At 62.9% G+C, this 14,119-nt stretch carries 13 protein-coding genes; 2 read left to right on the top strand and 11 right to left on the bottom strand.

Annotated elements, in window-relative coordinates; genetic code table 11:
- Position 1: 1 nt before the first annotated feature.
- The 6 genes from rimO to phaC form a co-directional block, all read right to left on the bottom strand.
- Entirely contained in the window at positions 2–1,363 is a 1,362-nt protein-coding gene (gene rimO, locus BM136_RS03115) for a 30S ribosomal protein S12 methylthiotransferase RimO (protein ID WP_009240757.1), read from the bottom strand.
- A 65-nt stretch (positions 1,364–1,428) separates the two neighbouring features.
- Positions 1,429–2,409, bottom strand: a complete 981-nt coding sequence (locus BM136_RS03110) for a tRNA dihydrouridine synthase (protein ID WP_175537068.1) — start codon at positions 2,407–2,409, stop codon at positions 1,429–1,431.
- A 200-nt stretch (positions 2,410–2,609) separates the two neighbouring features.
- Positions 2,610–3,164 carry a polyhydroxyalkanoate synthesis repressor PhaR gene (phaR, locus tag BM136_RS03105; protein WP_024975563.1) on the bottom strand — a complete coding sequence of 185 codons (555 nt, stop codon included), beginning with the start codon at positions 3,162–3,164 and terminating at the stop codon, positions 2,610–2,612.
- A gap of 404 nt (positions 3,165–3,568) precedes the next feature.
- Positions 3,569–4,309, bottom strand: a complete 741-nt coding sequence (locus BM136_RS03100; protein WP_024975562.1) for a 3-ketoacyl-ACP reductase — start codon at positions 4,307–4,309, stop codon at positions 3,569–3,571.
- A 122-nt stretch (positions 4,310–4,431) separates the two neighbouring features.
- The gene (locus tag BM136_RS03095) at positions 4,432–5,613 is read right to left on the bottom strand and encodes an acetyl-CoA C-acetyltransferase (protein WP_092970174.1); all 1,182 of its coding nucleotides are present in this window, start codon (positions 5,611–5,613) and stop codon (positions 4,432–4,434) included.
- Positions 5,614–5,702: 89 nt separating this feature from the next.
- The gene (gene phaC / locus BM136_RS03090; RefSeq protein WP_092970172.1) at positions 5,703–7,496 is read right to left on the bottom strand and encodes a class I poly(R)-hydroxyalkanoic acid synthase; all 1,794 of its coding nucleotides are present in this window, start codon (positions 7,494–7,496) and stop codon (positions 5,703–5,705) included.
- 269 nt (positions 7,497–7,765) lie between these two features.
- Between phaC and BM136_RS03085 the strand changes: the two genes are divergently transcribed.
- Positions 7,766–8,002, top strand: a complete 237-nt coding sequence (locus BM136_RS03085) for a hypothetical protein (protein WP_092970170.1) — start codon at positions 7,766–7,768, stop codon at positions 8,000–8,002.
- 4 nt (positions 8,003–8,006) lie between these two features.
- On the opposite strand, the gene pgeF is transcribed toward BM136_RS03085, so the two are convergent.
- Complete coding sequence (pgeF, locus tag BM136_RS03080) at positions 8,007–8,816, bottom strand: peptidoglycan editing factor PgeF (RefSeq protein WP_092970168.1); 810 nt, start codon at positions 8,814–8,816, stop codon at positions 8,007–8,009.
- Positions 8,800–9,912, bottom strand: a complete 1,113-nt coding sequence (locus BM136_RS03075) for an RluA family pseudouridine synthase (protein WP_045202956.1) — start codon at positions 9,910–9,912, stop codon at positions 8,800–8,802. The genes pgeF and BM136_RS03075 overlap by 17 nt, the downstream gene beginning before the upstream one ends.
- Positions 9,913–9,927: 15 nt before the next feature.
- Here BM136_RS03075 and BM136_RS03070 point away from each other — a divergent pair, with 15 nt between their 5' ends.
- Entirely contained in the window at positions 9,928–10,785 is an 858-nt protein-coding gene (locus BM136_RS03070) for an outer membrane protein assembly factor BamD (RefSeq protein ID WP_175537067.1), read from the top strand.
- A 66-nt stretch (positions 10,786–10,851) separates the two neighbouring features.
- Here BM136_RS03070 and BM136_RS03065 read toward each other — a convergent pair whose 3' ends face one another.
- The 3 genes from BM136_RS03065 to BM136_RS03055 form a co-directional block, all read right to left on the bottom strand.
- Positions 10,852–12,993, bottom strand: coding sequence for a DNA repair helicase YoaA (locus BM136_RS03065; protein WP_175537066.1), 2,142 nt, complete (start codon positions 12,991–12,993; stop codon positions 10,852–10,854).
- 84 nt (positions 12,994–13,077) lie between these two features.
- The gene (locus BM136_RS03060) at positions 13,078–13,281 is read right to left on the bottom strand and encodes a DUF465 domain-containing protein (RefSeq protein ID WP_027681294.1); all 204 of its coding nucleotides are present in this window, start codon (positions 13,279–13,281) and stop codon (positions 13,078–13,080) included.
- Between the two features lie 35 nt (positions 13,282–13,316).
- A complete protein-coding gene (locus BM136_RS03055; protein WP_092970164.1) occupies positions 13,317–14,081 on the bottom strand; it encodes a hypothetical protein in 765 nt (254 codons plus the stop codon).
- Positions 14,082–14,119: the final 38 nt, after the last annotated feature.

Genomic DNA, 14,119 nt, shown 5'->3' with positions numbered 1-14,119 from the left:
GTCAGACCTCGCCCCACAGGTCGTGGCCGTCCGCGCCGGTAATCTTGACCGACACGAAATCGCCCGCCTTGTAGCGCTTGTAAGGCTTCGACGGCGGCGCGATATAGACCAGGCCGTCGATCTCCGGGGCATCCGCCGACGAACGGCCAATGCCACCGTCCTGATTCACCTCGTCCACGAGCACACGCAGCGACTTGCCCACCTTGCGCTGCAGACGGCGTGCAGACACGCGCTCGGCGACTTCCATGAAGCGCGCGCGGCGCTCCTCACGCACCTCATCGGGCAGCGCGCCCGGCAGATCGTTGGCGGTGGCACCTTCGACCGGCGAATACGCGAAGCAACCCACGCGGTCCAGCTCTGCCTCGGCGATGAAGTCGAGCAGCGTTTGGAACTCTTCCTCCGTTTCACCCGGGAAGCCTGCGATGAATGTGCTGCGGATAGTCAACTCGGGGCACACCTCGCGCCAGGCACGGATGCGGTCCAGCGTTTTCTCGGCGTTGGCCGGGCGCTTCATGCGCTTGAGCACGTCGGGGTGGGCGTGCTGCAGGGGTACGTCCAGATACGGCAGGACCTTGCCTTCGGCCATCAACGGCATCACCTCATCGACGCTCGGGTACGGGTACACGTAATGCAGGCGCACCCAGGCGCCGTACTGCGACGCCAACTCGCCAAGCGCACCCACCAGTTCGGTCATGCGCGTCTTCAGCGGGCGGCCGTTCCAGAAGCCCATGCGGAATTTGACATCGACGCCATAAGCGCTGGTGTCCTGCGAGATGACGAGCAGCTCCTTTACGCCGGCCTTCAGAAGGTTTTCAGCCTCCAGCATCACTTCGGCCACCGGGCGCGAGACGAGATCGCCGCGCATCGACGGGATGATGCAGAAGCTGCAACGGTGGTTGCAGCCCTCGGAAATCTTCAGATACGCGTAGTGCTTGGGCGTGAGCTTGATGCCCTGCGGCGGCACCAGATCGATGAACGGATCGTGCGGCTTGGGCAGGTGCGTATGCACCGCTTCCATCACCTCGCCCAGCGCATGGGGGCCCGTCACAGCCAGCACCTTCGGGTGCACGCTCGTGATGATGTCCTGGCCAGCGGCGTCCTTCTTGGCACCCAGGCAGCCGGTGACGATCACCTTGCCGTTCTCGGCCAGCGCCTCGCCAATCGCATCCAGGCTTTCCTGCACAGCCTCGTCGATAAAGCCGCAGGTGTTGACGACCACCAGGTCCGCCCCGCCGTACGTGCCGGAGATCTCATACCCCTCCGCGCGCAGTTGGGTGATGATCTGCTCGGAATCGACCAAGGCCTTGGGGCAACCGAGACTGACGAACCCCACCTTGGGGCTCTGGGTACTGACGTCGGACATGGGAACAACCTGATGTGGGAGAGGATTTGCGCTGCGCACGTGGATGTGCCGCGCGGTTGCGTATTTTAACCGTTCGCCGCGCCGGGGCGGCCAAGCCGAAGCTGCATCTGTTCGATCACGCACTCGATTTCCAGCGCGTCTTGCAGTCTGCGGATCGCATCGTGCAGTTCCGAGGCCTGCGGCCACGTCCGCTTCAGATAGCTGAGCCACAATTTGACGCGGCCATGCTCATGTTTGGCCGAGATGCGCGCATGCAGCTTTTTCAGATAATCGGCGAGGTAGCCCAGCACAACCGGCCATTCCGCCGCAGACGGCGTTTGATCCATCTGCCCGCGAATGCGCTGAGCCAGGAACGGGTCAGACACGGCGCCGCGCCCGATCATCACGTCATTGCAGCCGCTGACGGCCCGGCAGCGCTCCCAATCAGCCACGGTCCAGACTTCGCCGTTGGCCGTCACCGGAATGCTCACGGCGTCGGCGATGCGTGCAATCCAATCCCAATGGGCGGGTGGACGGTAGCCATGGTCGCGCGTGCGGGCATGCACCACGAGCGATTCGGCACCGCCTTCCGCCAGGGCCGTCGCACAGTCAATCGCACGGGAAGTATCGGAAACGCCGAGCCGCATCTTGGCCGTCACCGAAATATTGCCCGGCACGGCGGCCCGCACGGCATGGACGATGTCGTACAGCACTTCCGGCGTAGCGAGCAGCATGGCGCCGCCGCCGTGTCGGTTCACGACCTTGGCCGGGCAACCGAAGTTAAGGTCGATGCCGTGCGGCGTGAGGGACGCCGCGTATGCCGCATTGCGTGCCAGCCATTCCGGATCGCTGCCGAGGAGCTGGATGGTCATCGGTGTGCCGCTGGCGGTATAGCCGCCGTTGCGGATCTCGGGCGCCTCACGTTCGTACGTGCGCGCCGGCAGCAGCGAGCCCGTCACCCGGACGAACTCCGAGACGCATCCGTCGTAGCCGCCAGCTTGGGTCAGCACGTCGCGCATGACGTAATCCGCGACCCCTTCCATCGGGGCAAGCAACAGGCGGCTCATGCGAAAACGGAAGACGGCCGGCGCACAGGCCGGGAGCGGACATCGAACATGGGGAGACCGAAGGGGGGAATCGTGATCGTCGGAGAGGCGTATGCCTCACCTGAAAGACACGTATTTTACCTTGCCGCCCTCACCCACGCCCGCCCAACAAAAAAGGCGAACCGCCATGCGATTCGCCTCGTTTTACCAGCCCGCCGAACTTACTTCTTTTCGGGCGGCTGGTTGAACGGGAATGTCCCGAACATGTTCTTGGCTTGGCTCTGCATCTGCTCCTGCATTTGCACGAACAGGTTTTTGCTCTGCTCGATGTAGTTGCTCATCATGCCTTGCATCATCGGCCCCTGCATGTTCATGAATTGCGACCACATGTCAGGGTTGAAGGAGTTGCCGCTGTACAGATCCTTCGAGTTTTCGGCCAGCTTGCTCTGGATGTCGACAAACGCCTGGATGTTCTTTTCCAGGTACGTGCCCATCATGCCCTGCATGGCGTTTCCATAGAAACGGATGATCTGAGCGAGCATCGCGCCGGAGAACATCGGCACGCCGCCGGTTTCCTCTTCCAGGATGATCTGCAGCAGGATGCTGCGGGTCAGGTCTTCACCGGATTTCGCATCGACGACGCGAAACTCTTCGGTTTCCATCACGAGTTGCTTGACGTCTGCCAGCGTGATGTACGTGCTGGTTTGGGTATCGTAGAGCCGGCGGTTGGGATATTTCTTGATCAGCCGTTCGGTGCCCTTCTTGCTGGTGGCCATCGTGCCTTTCCGTGTTGGCGATGCTGCTGCGGTGCAGCCGATGCAGTGCGAAATGACTGCACCGAGCGATGCAGCAAAATACGCGGTTGCCCGGCTGTTCCGATCTGCGCGCAAATGCTGCATTCAAGAGCAGCGCAGATGCATCCGGTTATGATCGGACGCCCCGTGTCTCCCTGCGGAGCGCCTCCGTGACTGGATTCTATGCGGATCGCCCTGCAAAGAAAAGGCGACCTCCCCCGGTAAAAACCCGCAGCATTTTGATGCGGCTCATGCACTCGGACAGTGTCCGGAGAGGACGCAAAAAGCCTGCTGCGATGCAATCGAGCATCGCAGCATGCAGGTAAAGGCAAGGGAAAAATTGCTGCACCCATGCTGCAGCATCGCCGCAGCACGGGCATTGAGCGTCAGCCCATGTGCAGGCCGCCGTTGAGGGAGAAGTCCGCGCCTGTGGAGAAGCCAGACTCTTCAGATGCCAGCCATGCGCAGATCGAGGCGATCTCCGTCGGCTCGCCCAAGCGCTTGACCGGGATGGTGCCAATAATCTTGTCGAGCACATCCTGACGAATCGCTTTCACCATGTCGGTGGCGATATAGCCCGGCGACACGGTATTGACCGTCACACCCTTGGTTGCGACTTCCTGCGCCAGCGCCATCGTGAAGCCATGCAAGCCGGCCTTGGCCGTGGAGTAGTTGGTCTGACCAAACTGCCCCTTCTGGCCGTTCACCGACGAGATGTTGACGATACGGCCCCAGCCGCGATCAGCCATGCCGTCGATAACCTGCTTGGTCACGTTGAACAGCGAAGTCAGGTTGGTGTCGATCACCGCATCCCAGTCGGCGCGGGTCATCTTGCGAAACACCACGTCGCGCGTGATGCCGGCGTTGTTGATCAGGACATCCACCTCGCCCACTTCGGCCTTGACCTTGTCGAACGCGGCCTTGGTGGACTCCCAATCGCCGACGTTGCCCTCGGACGGCACGAAATCGAAACCAAGCGCCTTTTGCTGTTCGAGCCATTTCGCCTTGCGCGGCGAGTTCGGGCCGCAGCCTGCGACAACGGTGAAGCCGTCGCGCGCCAAGCGCTGGCAAATCGCCGTTCCGATACCGCCCATGCCACCGGTGACGTATGCGATGCGTTTGGTCATGTCCACTCCTAGTCCTTGTTGTTAGAACTGCCAGGCCTCTTGCCGGGCAGCGGATGCTCAGGTTTCTCGGATTGGCGTGTACGGTATTCGTTCCACCCCACGCCAATCCCACTGCAAAAGACTTACGGACGTTCAACCGCCAGCGCCACGCCCATGCCGCCGCCGATACACAGCGAGGCCAAGCCCTTCTTCGCATCGCGCTTCTGCATTTCGTGCAGCAGCGTGACCAGGATGCGGCAGCCCGACGCGCCGATCGGGTGGCCGATCGCAATCGCACCACCATTGACGTTGACCTTGGACGTATCCCAGCCCATCTGCTGATGCACGGCCAGCGCCTGAGCGGCAAACGCCTCGTTGATCTCCATCAGGTCCAGGTCGGCCACCGACCAGCCGGCGCGCGACAGGCAGCGCTTCGATGCCGGTACCGGCCCCATGCCCATGACCTTCGGGTCCAGGCCAGCACTCGCGTACGCACGGATCGTTGCCAGGGGCGTCAGGCCCAGCTCCTTGGCCTTGGCGGCCGACATCACCACAACAGCGGCGGCGCCATCGTTCAGACCCGAGGCATTGGCAGCCGTCACGGTGCCGGCCTTGTCGAAGGCAGGCTTCAGCCCTGCCATCGATTCGAGCGTGGCGCCATGGCGGACGAACTCATCCTGCGTAAAGGCAATCGGATCACCCTTGCGCTGCGGGATCAGGATCGGAACGATTTCGTCATTGAAACGGCCCGACTTCTGCGCAGCTTCAGCCTTGTTCTGCGATGCCACGGCAAACTCGTCCTGCGCTTCACGCGTGATGCCGTATTCCTTGGCGACGTTCTCGGCCGTGATGCCCATGTGGTACTGGTTGTAGACGTCCCACAGCCCGTCCACAATCATCGAATCGATCAGCTTGGCATCTCCCATGCGGAAACCATCGCGCGAGCCCGGCAGGACGTGCGGCGCGGCGGACATGTTTTCCTGGCCACCGGCCACGACGATCTCGGCATCGCCCGCGATGATGGCGTTGGCGGCCAGCATTACGGCCTTCAGGCCCGAGCCGCACACCTTGTTGATGGTCAGGCCGGGCACCATGTTCGGCAGCCCAGCCTTGATGACGGCCTGACGCGCCGGATTCTGGCCCGAGCCGGCAGTCAGCACCTGCCCCATGATGACTTCGCTCACCTGGTCGGGTGACACCTTGGCGCGCGCCAGCGCTTCGCGGATAACGGCCGCGCCAAGCTCGGGCGCAGCGATCTTCGCCAACGAGCCACCAAACTTGCCCACGGCGGTGCGTACCGCCGATACGATCACAACATCGGTCATTTGCTTACCTTCCACTGTCGAAAGAGAGGGTCGTTGGACGCCGTCAGCAGCCGAAGCCGCGACGGCAACGGGGGTTCATGCGCGCGATCTTACGCTTTCTGTTTGACGTAGCGGCCAGGCGCCGGCTCGATGGCCGGGTAATCCGCATTGCCATAGCTCTTGGGTGCACTCTTCTGCGCACCGGCGTGTGATGCCAGCCATGTTGACCAATCCGGCCACCAACTGCCCGGATGCTCCTTGGCACCCTCGAACCACGCATCGGCGGTATCGGGCAGCTTGGCATTGATCCAATGCGAACGCTTGTTGGCCGCGGGCGGGTTGATCACGCCTGCGATATGTCCCGAGGCGCCCAGCACGAAACGCCGCTTGCCCTTAAGCAGCGGCACAGAGCCATAAGCGGACTTCCACGGCACGATGTGGTCTTCACGCGATCCGTAGATGTAGACCGGCACGTCGATCTTGCCTAAATCCACCGGCGTGCCGTTCACCTTCAGCTTGCCTGGCGTTTTGAGGTCGTTCTGCAGATACGTATGGCGCAGGTACCAGCAGTACCACGGGCCAGGCAGGTTGGTCGAGTCGCCATTCCAATACAGCAGGTCGAACGGCGCGGGCGTCTTGCCCTTTAGATAATTCTCGACAACGTAGTTCCAGACCAGATCGTTCGGACGCAGGAACGAGAACGTGTTTGCCAGCTCCACGCCACGCAGCAGGCCCGGGCCGGTCGGCGCATTGCTGCCGATGGTCTTCTCACGCATTTCCACCTGGGCCTGATCGACGAACACGTCGAGAATGCCGGTGTCCGTAAAGTCGAGCAGCGTGGTCAGCAGCGTCAGGCTTGCGGCCGGATGCTCGCCGCGCTCCGCCAGCACGGCCAGGGCCGTCGACAGGATCGTTCCGCCCACGCAGAAGCCCAGCACATTGATCTGGTCCTGCGCAGAAATTTCGCGCGCTACGCGGATGGCCTCGATCGCGCCGCCTTCGATGTAGTCATCCCACGTGCGGGACGCCATGCTCGCGTCCGGATTGCGCCATGACACCAGGAAAACGGTATTGCCCTGCTCCACCGCATAGCGCACGAGCGAATTGGCCGGCTGCAGGTCCAGGATGTAGAACTTGTTGATGCACGGCGGCACCAGCAGCAGCGGGCGCGCATGCACCTTGGCTGTCAGCGGCTTGTATTGGATGAGCTGGAAATAGTCGTTCTCGAAGACGACGGCGCCTTCGCTGTTGGCGACATTGCGGCCGATCTCGAACGCCGTTTCGTCGGTCTGCGAGATCTTGCCGCGCTCCATGTCCTGCAGCATGTTCAGGATGCCGGTACGCAGGGATTCGCCACGCGATTCAATCAGATGCTTCTGCGCCTCAGGGTTGGTCGCAAGGAAGTTGGACGGCGACATGGCGGCCGTCCATTGCGACACGGCAAAACGAACGCGCTCGCGGGTCTTGGTGTCAGCTTGCACGGCGTCGGCCATTTCCATCAGGGTGCGGGCGTTGAGCACGTAGAACGCAGCGGCGTAGCCGTACAGCGGGCTCTTGCGCCACGCGTCGTTCGAGAAACGGCGATCAGACGGCGCCACGGCCTCGGCGCTTTCGCCGGTGCTCATGTGGCGCCAGATCTGGAGCCACTCTTCGAGATATTTCTGCTGGATTTCGGCCAGCCGATCATGCGGGATCAGCGCGAAGGGAACTGCGCCTTCGCCCATCGCTGCGCCGTTGAACTGGCCAAGACCCTGCGCCGCAGCACCGGGTTGTGCGAAGGCGCCCGCAAAGGCCTGCCATTGCTTGAACTGCTCTGCCCACTGCGTAGGGTCCGACAAGCTCTGCCAGGGAGCTTGAGTGTGGGCGCTAGATGCTTTGGATGATGTCGATTGACGCGATGCCATAGTGCCCTCGATCCGACGATTGCGCCGCTCCGGTTGGAACGGCGGCGCAACTCGTAGTATTGCGGGGCATTGTTGCCTTGCCGTTTCAAGGCTGTCAATCGGAGTTAGTTAATGGTCGGCCGGAAACGCCCAGCCAGCGCGGGTTTTGGCACATTCGCCGAAAATGACTCCGACCGAATGGCTAAGCGCAGAGCCGGGGCTATGGTCCAATTTGCGCGATTTCGTGCGAGACTGCCGCATTACGCCAATGCCGGGCACCGCTTTTTCTCATGTATATCGTCGCCATCGCCTGGCTCTACGTCGTACTGATGATGTCCTTGACTGAGCAATCTTGGATTGCAGGCATCGGCACATTTGTCTTCTACGGCGTGGCCCCGTTATCGCTCTTCCTGTGGATTGTCGGCACGCCGGCACGCAGACGACGCCGAAAAGCCCAGGAAGCCGCGCACGACAAAGCGGACACCACCCCCACACTGAGCAGCGACACAGGCGACGGCGCCGCCTGAGCGCTCACTCTGCGCGCCAGATCAGCGTCGCCATGCGGCCGGTGGTGCGCTCCCGGCGGTACGAATAGAAGCGCTCGGCGTCCCTCATTGTGCACAGGCCGCCGCCGTACACGTCGGTACAGCCAACGCGTGCCAGCCGCAGCCGGGCCAGCGCATACAGGTCAGCAAAGAACTTGTCGGCGGATGCGCCTTCCAAGAAAGCCGCCTGGGTGGCTGGTAATTCACCGGGCTGAGCGGCGTCGATAAACGCCTGGCGCACTTCCGCACCCACTTCAAAACACGATGGCCCAATGGCCGGCCCCAGCCATGCCAGCCACGTTGGATCAGCTTCCTGGCCGCTGGCGCGCAACCGTTGCAGCATCGCATCCAGCGTGCGCTCGATGACGCCCCCGCATAGACCGCGCCAGCCCGCATGCGCCGCACCCACGGTTACGCCGCGAGCGTCGCTCAGCAAGACAGGCAGGCAATCGGCCGTCATGACCACGCAGACGCGATCCCGCCACGACGCCACCGCCGCGTCGGCAACCACAGGCGCAGACGTGCCGACGAGCTGATCAAGATCCGCCACGCCGGTGCCGTGCACTTGCTCCATCCACGTCGGCTCGACGGGTAGCGCTGCACGCAAGATGCGGCGATTCTGTTCAACGGCTTCGGGCGCATCACCGACATGCCGGCCAAGGTTCAGGCCACCGGGCAAGCCACCCGCCAATCCGTAAGGCCCTGCGCTGACGCCACCCAGGCGGGTCGTGGCCAGCGCTTTGACATGCGGATGCGCGGGCCAGTTGGGGACGATCCAGTCAGTTGATATCGGCATCGGGATCCAGGTCCAGGGCTTCCAGCAGATCGGCGAAATCATCCGGCACGCCAACTTCCCAGTGCACTGATTTGCCCGATGCAGGATGTACGAGCCCCAGGCGCACCGCGTGCAGCGCCTGCCGTGTAAATGGCACCGGTAGCGGCGCCTTGATCGTCTGCGGCTTGCCACGGCGGAAATTGCGCGTGTATACAGGATCGCCAAGCAGCGGATGCCCCTCCGATTCAAAGTGCACACGGATCTGGTGTGTACGACCGGTCTCAAGCTGGCAGCGCACCAGAGATACCTGCGCCCGCCCGAGGTCCACCACGTCCAGCGTCTTGAAATGCGTGCGCGCCGGCTTGCCGCTGGCCGTCTCGATGATCGCCATGCGCGTGCGGTCACGCGGGTCGCGGCCGATCGGAGCGTCAATCGTGGCCTCTTCGGGCGTTTCGCCCCACACGAGTGCGAGATAAGTCCGCTTGACAGTACGTGCCTGAAGTTGGCGGACGAGGTCCGTCTGTGCGGGCAGCGTGCGGGCGACCACCATCAGGCCGGAAGTGTCCTTGTCAAGGCGGTGGACGATACCGGCGCGCGGCAACTCCACCGCGTCGGGATAGCGGTGCAGCAGGCCGTTGAGCACCGTGCCGCTCCAGTTGCCGGCGGCCGGATGCACCACCAGCCCGGCAGGCTTGTTGATGACGAGCAGCGTGTCGTCTTCGTACACCACATCAAGATCGATGGGCTCGGCAACGAAGGCGCTTTCGTCTGCCGCGCGTTGCGGGACGACTTCGATGCGGTCACCACCGGAGATGGCCGCGCGAGGGCGCACGACTTCCCCCCGCAGGCGCACCGCACCTGCGTCAATCCATTGCTGCAGGCGGCTGCGCGAATAGTCAGGCAGCAGCTTGGCAAGCGCCTTGTCCAGGCGTTCGCCGTGCATGGCTTCGGGAATCTCGACGATGATCGGTTCGGCAGCCGGTGCCGCATCGGCGGCAGGCAAATCGAGCGCCTCATCATCGAGGGCGTCTTCCGTCTCCGGCGCAGCGAGGGAAACGTCAGCCAGTGCGTCGTCTGACACAGGGCTTGGGCTATAATGCTTGATGCGATTTTTCATTCAGAAAAGGTGCCCATGTCGGTCACGAGCGTAAAGCAGGCGCGTATTGGCAGTCGAATCGGCAGTCGAATCCGCGCACAAATCGGAGCAGTGTTGGTGGCAGGCGTTACATGTCTGACTATCTCGGCCTGCGGCATCCTGCCGGAACAGCAAGACGAAACTGCTGGCTGGTCAGCCAACAAATTATATTCGGAAGCGAAGGATTCGCTCGACGGCGGCGACTACGCCAAGGCGGTCAAGTACTACGAAAAGCTCGAAAGCCGCTATCCGTTCGGGCCGTACGCCCAGCAAGCCCAGATCGAAACCGCCTACGCCAACTACAAGGATGGCGAGACGGCTGCCGCGCTGGCCGCGGTGGATCGCTTCATCCAGTTGCACCCGAATCACCCGAGCGTCGATTACGCCTATTACCTCAAGGGCCTGATCAACTTCAACGACAACCTGGGCTGGCTCGGCCGCTTCTCGAACCAGGACTTGAGCGAGCGCGACCCGAAGGCGGCACGCGCAGCCTACGACGCGTTCAAGACGCTGATCACGCGTTTCCCGAACAGCAAGTACACGCCGGACGCCACCCAGCGCATGCAGTACATTGTCAACGCGATGGCCGAGCATGAAGTGGGCGCCGCACGCTACTACTATCGCCGCGGCGCCTACCTGGCTGCCGTCAACCGCGCGCAGGACGCCATCAAGGATTACGACCGCGCCCCGGCAGTGGAAGAAGCGCTGTACATCATGATGAAGTCGTATGAAGCGCTGGGCATGAAAGACATGCGCGACGACACCGAACGCATCATCAAGCAGAACTACCCGAAGAGCGATTTCCTCGCCTACGGCCAGCGCAAGAAAGACAAGCCCTGGTACCAATGGTGGTAAGCAAGGCTTGAACAGCACAGCAAAAAGCCCGGTCGATTGGCCGGGCTTTTTGTTTGTGCACGCAGATCAGTCTTCAGACCCGCCGGCAGCCGCCTCTTCCGAATCTGGCCGCAGCGAACGCAGAAAATCGGCAGCCGTCTCGGCCTCGCGCGTACGCTTGAACGGCGGCAGGCTCTGCCAGATCTGGCGACCGTAGTTCTTCTCAACGAGCCGCGGGTCGCAGATCATCAGCACACCGCGATCGGTCTCCGAACGAATCAATCGCCCTGCGCCTTGCTTGAGCGTGATGACTGCATGCGGCAGTTGGTGCACGGCAAACGGGCTCAGCCCCTTTTTTTCAAGCGCCTCCATGCGCGCGCTCAGCACCGGATCATCGGGCGGGGCAAACGGCAACTTGTCGATGACGACCAGCGAGAGCGCCTCGCCGCGTACATCCACGCCCTCCCAGAAGCTCTGGCTGCCGATCAGCACGGCGTTGCCCAGCGCCCGGAAGCGGTCCAGCAATTCCGTACGGCTGGCCTGGCCCTGCACGAGCAGCGGGAAATCCCAGCCGCGTTGGGCGAATTCATCTCCCAACCGCTCGGCGGCGCGATTCACGGCGCGCAGCGTTGTGCACAGCAGGAACGTCTTGCCGCCCGCCGCTTCAATCAGCGGCAAGGTGGCGTCGAGCACCGCATCGGTAAAACGCGGATCGCTCGGCTGCGGCAGATCACGCGGCACATACAGCAAGCCTTGCGATGCGTAGTCGAACGGGCTGTCGAGCGTCATGGAGCGATCACGATCCAAGCCCAACTGCGCAGCGTAGTGCGTGAAGTTGCCGCGCACCGAAAGCGTGGCCGAGGTAAAGACCCACGCGCGCGGCTGGCCCGCACGTTGGCGCGAAAAAATCGGCGCGATCGACAACGGTGTCAGGTGCAACTGCACGGAATTGGCGAATACCTCGACCCAGCGCACATGCTCGTCAACGGGGGCCGCACTTTCGCTGTCCGCGCCCGCGTCATCCCCTTCTTTCTTTGGCGCCTTGGGCGGTTTTGGATCGACCCACGCCTCAAGTTTTTCACACAGCGCCACGGCGCGGCGATGACATTGCTCGATGGTTTCGGCGCGCTCAGCCTGGGCTTCCAGCGCGCCGGTAAAGTCGGAAAGTGCCTGCTCCAGCTTCGACAACACCTCGTAGAACGGCTTGGCGAGTGCCGCATCATTGTCGATCTGCTTGATAGACAGGCGAGAACCGTCCTGGCGGAAGACCAGGCGCAGATCACGCGCAGCACGCTCCAGCGGCGCGGCAATCGCAACCCAATCCACCGCATCGCGGGCATGCGAAAGGCCTTCGGCCACGCTGTCACGCGCAAGCTCGAGAATCTGGTTCGTCGAGATGGTCTCGCCAAAGAACAACGTGGCGGTTTCGGGCAGCTGGTGGGCTTCGTCGAAGATGATCGTGTTGGCGGCAGGCAGCAGTTCAGCCATGCCGGTGTCCTTCAACATCACGTCTGCGAAGAACAGGTGATGGTTCACCACGACCACGTCGGCCTGCTGCGCCTCCTTGCGGGCGCGCATGACGAAGCAGTCTTTGTAATACGCACAGTCCGAACCCAGGCAATTGTCGCGCGTGGACGTGACGAGGTTCCACACCGGCGCGTTCTCGGGCACGCTGGCAAGTTCGGCCTTGTCGCCGGTTTTCGTTGTCTTCAGGAAGAGGTTGATCTGGCGCAGCCACGCGGCGTCCTGGCGCGAAGAAAGGCGCCCGTTCTGCGACGTGCGCTCCACGTGGTAATGGCAGACGTAGTTGGCGCGCCCCTTGAGCAGCGCCACCGACACCGGCGCATTCAGCGCCTTGCGCACCGTCGGGATGTCGCGCAGGAAGAGCTGGTCCTGCAGGTTCTTCGTCCCGGTGGAGACGATCACCTTGCCACCCCACAGCATCGCGGGAACAAGGTAGGCGTACGTTTTGCCCGTGCCCGTACCGGCCTCGACGATGATCGAATCGGCGGCTTCGATGGCGTTGGCAACGGCCTGCGCCATCGTCAGCTGCGCACTGCGGGGCCGGTAGCCATCGATACCCTTGGCCAGCGTGCCGTCATCGGCAAAGAGCGTCGCCAGTTCAACATGATGGGCATCGGCAGGTAGCGAGGCGGCGGGAGCCGAAGCGTCGCTGGTATCGGCGTCGGAATCAGCCGACGGCTCGGCCAGCGGGGAAAGCGAAGTCAACGCGGAATCCGTGGAGTCAAATGACGGAGGCCGCACGTGATTGCGGCCTCTCGGAATGAAAATCGAACCAACTTTGGGCAGGCGCTAGGCCGGCACGTCCGGCTCAAGCTGCAACTGTAGCAGGGTGATGGTGTCCTTGAGTTTCAGGCGACGTTTCTTGAGACGGCGCAGCTGCAACTCGTCGTGATCGGCTGTAGCCGCCAGCCGGTCGATCAGAAAATCGAGATCGCGGTGCTCGATCTGCAACTCAATGATGCGACGCGAGATCGTATTCAGATCGCTGTCCATCGCTTTCCTCCCGGAAACCCGGCCTTGGCTGAAGTTTAGAACCCCAGCGGACTGGTGTTGTTCTGGTTTTGCTCGTTGCGGCGCTTGGTTTGTTCGCGGCGCTCTTCCAGTTCTTTCTGGCGCTTCACGGCGTCTTGCTGCTTTTCCTGGAACTGCTTCGCGCTTTCGGCACGCTTGGCGGCGTTTGCAGCGCCCTGCTCCTGCGCGGCCTTCAGCTTGGCGTCGTAATCCGCCTGCTTCTTGGCCGCGGCCTGCGCGTTGGCGGTACGCTGCGGCGCTTCGGCCTGGCGCTGCGCTTCATTCAGGCGCTGCTGCTCCTGCTTGTTCGAGAAATCGGTGCGGTTCTTCTGCTCGGCGGCTTCACGCTGGGGGCGTTCGGCGTTGTACTGAGCCTCGCGGATGGCGCGTTCCTGGTCGCGGCGGGCAGCGCGGTCGGCACGCTCGGCTTCGTCCAGCGCAAGCTCGCGCTCGCGGATGGTGTGCAGTTCCGTGCGGCGCACATCCTTGGCCTTGTCGATGCAGCGCGTGACGAGGAATTTGTCGTAGCAAGCGCGTTCGGCCTCGGCGTACCGGTATTCAGCCCACGCTTTGGCGTTGTTGATGCGATCGTGCTCGGCGCCAAAGTCGGGCGGGGTGGCGGGCACAGCGGCAGCCGGCGCAGCGACCGGCTGGGACTGGCTCCATGCAGGCGTGGCAAGCAGCGCAACACTGAGCACGGACGCCGGCAGAACCAGCTGGGAGGCGCGGCGCGCAGCAGCGCGGCGACGGGCAGAAAACAGGAGCGTAGGCATAACGCGCATTTTATCACCGCGCCTGTGCGGCAAACGCCGCGCGGCCA

This window comes from Ralstonia sp. NFACC01 (assembly GCF_900115545.1).
Taxonomy (GTDB): domain Bacteria; phylum Pseudomonadota; class Gammaproteobacteria; order Burkholderiales; family Burkholderiaceae; genus Ralstonia; species Ralstonia mojiangensis.
This window is presented reverse-complemented; position numbering and strand designations above follow the sequence as displayed.

Excerpts from the sequence above, each read along its gene's own strand:
- rimO (WP_009240757.1), bottom strand. The coding sequence starts at position 1,363 with ATGTCCGACGTCAGTACCCAGAGCCCCAAGGTGGGGTTCGTCAGTCTC.
- BM136_RS03110 (WP_175537068.1), bottom strand. The coding sequence starts at position 2,409 with ATGAGCCGCCTGTTGCTTGCCCCGATGGAAGGGGTCGCGGATTACGTC.
- phaR (WP_024975563.1), bottom strand. The coding sequence starts at position 3,164 with ATGGCCACCAGCAAGAAGGGCACCGAACGGCTGATCAAGAAATATCCC.
- BM136_RS03100 (WP_024975562.1), bottom strand. The coding sequence starts at position 4,309 with ATGACCAAACGCATCGCATACGTCACCGGTGGCATGGGCGGTATCGGA.
- BM136_RS03095 (WP_092970174.1), bottom strand. The coding sequence starts at position 5,613 with ATGACCGATGTTGTGATCGTATCGGCGGTACGCACCGCCGTGGGCAAG.
- phaC (WP_092970172.1), bottom strand. The coding sequence starts at position 7,496 with ATGGCATCGCGTCAATCGACATCATCCAAAGCATCTAGCGCCCACACT.
- BM136_RS03085 (WP_092970170.1), top strand. The coding sequence starts at position 7,766 with ATGTATATCGTCGCCATCGCCTGGCTCTACGTCGTACTGATGATGTCC.
- pgeF (WP_092970168.1), bottom strand. The coding sequence starts at position 8,816 with ATGCCGATATCAACTGACTGGATCGTCCCCAACTGGCCCGCGCATCCG.
- BM136_RS03075 (WP_045202956.1), bottom strand. The coding sequence starts at position 9,912 with ATGAAAAATCGCATCAAGCATTATAGCCCAAGCCCTGTGTCAGACGAC.
- BM136_RS03070 (WP_175537067.1), top strand. The coding sequence starts at position 9,928 with ATGTCGGTCACGAGCGTAAAGCAGGCGCGTATTGGCAGTCGAATCGGC.
- BM136_RS03060 (WP_027681294.1), bottom strand. The coding sequence starts at position 13,281 with ATGGACAGCGATCTGAATACGATCTCGCGTCGCATCATTGAGTTGCAG.
- BM136_RS03055 (WP_092970164.1), bottom strand. The coding sequence starts at position 14,081 with ATGCGCGTTATGCCTACGCTCCTGTTTTCTGCCCGTCGCCGCGCTGCT.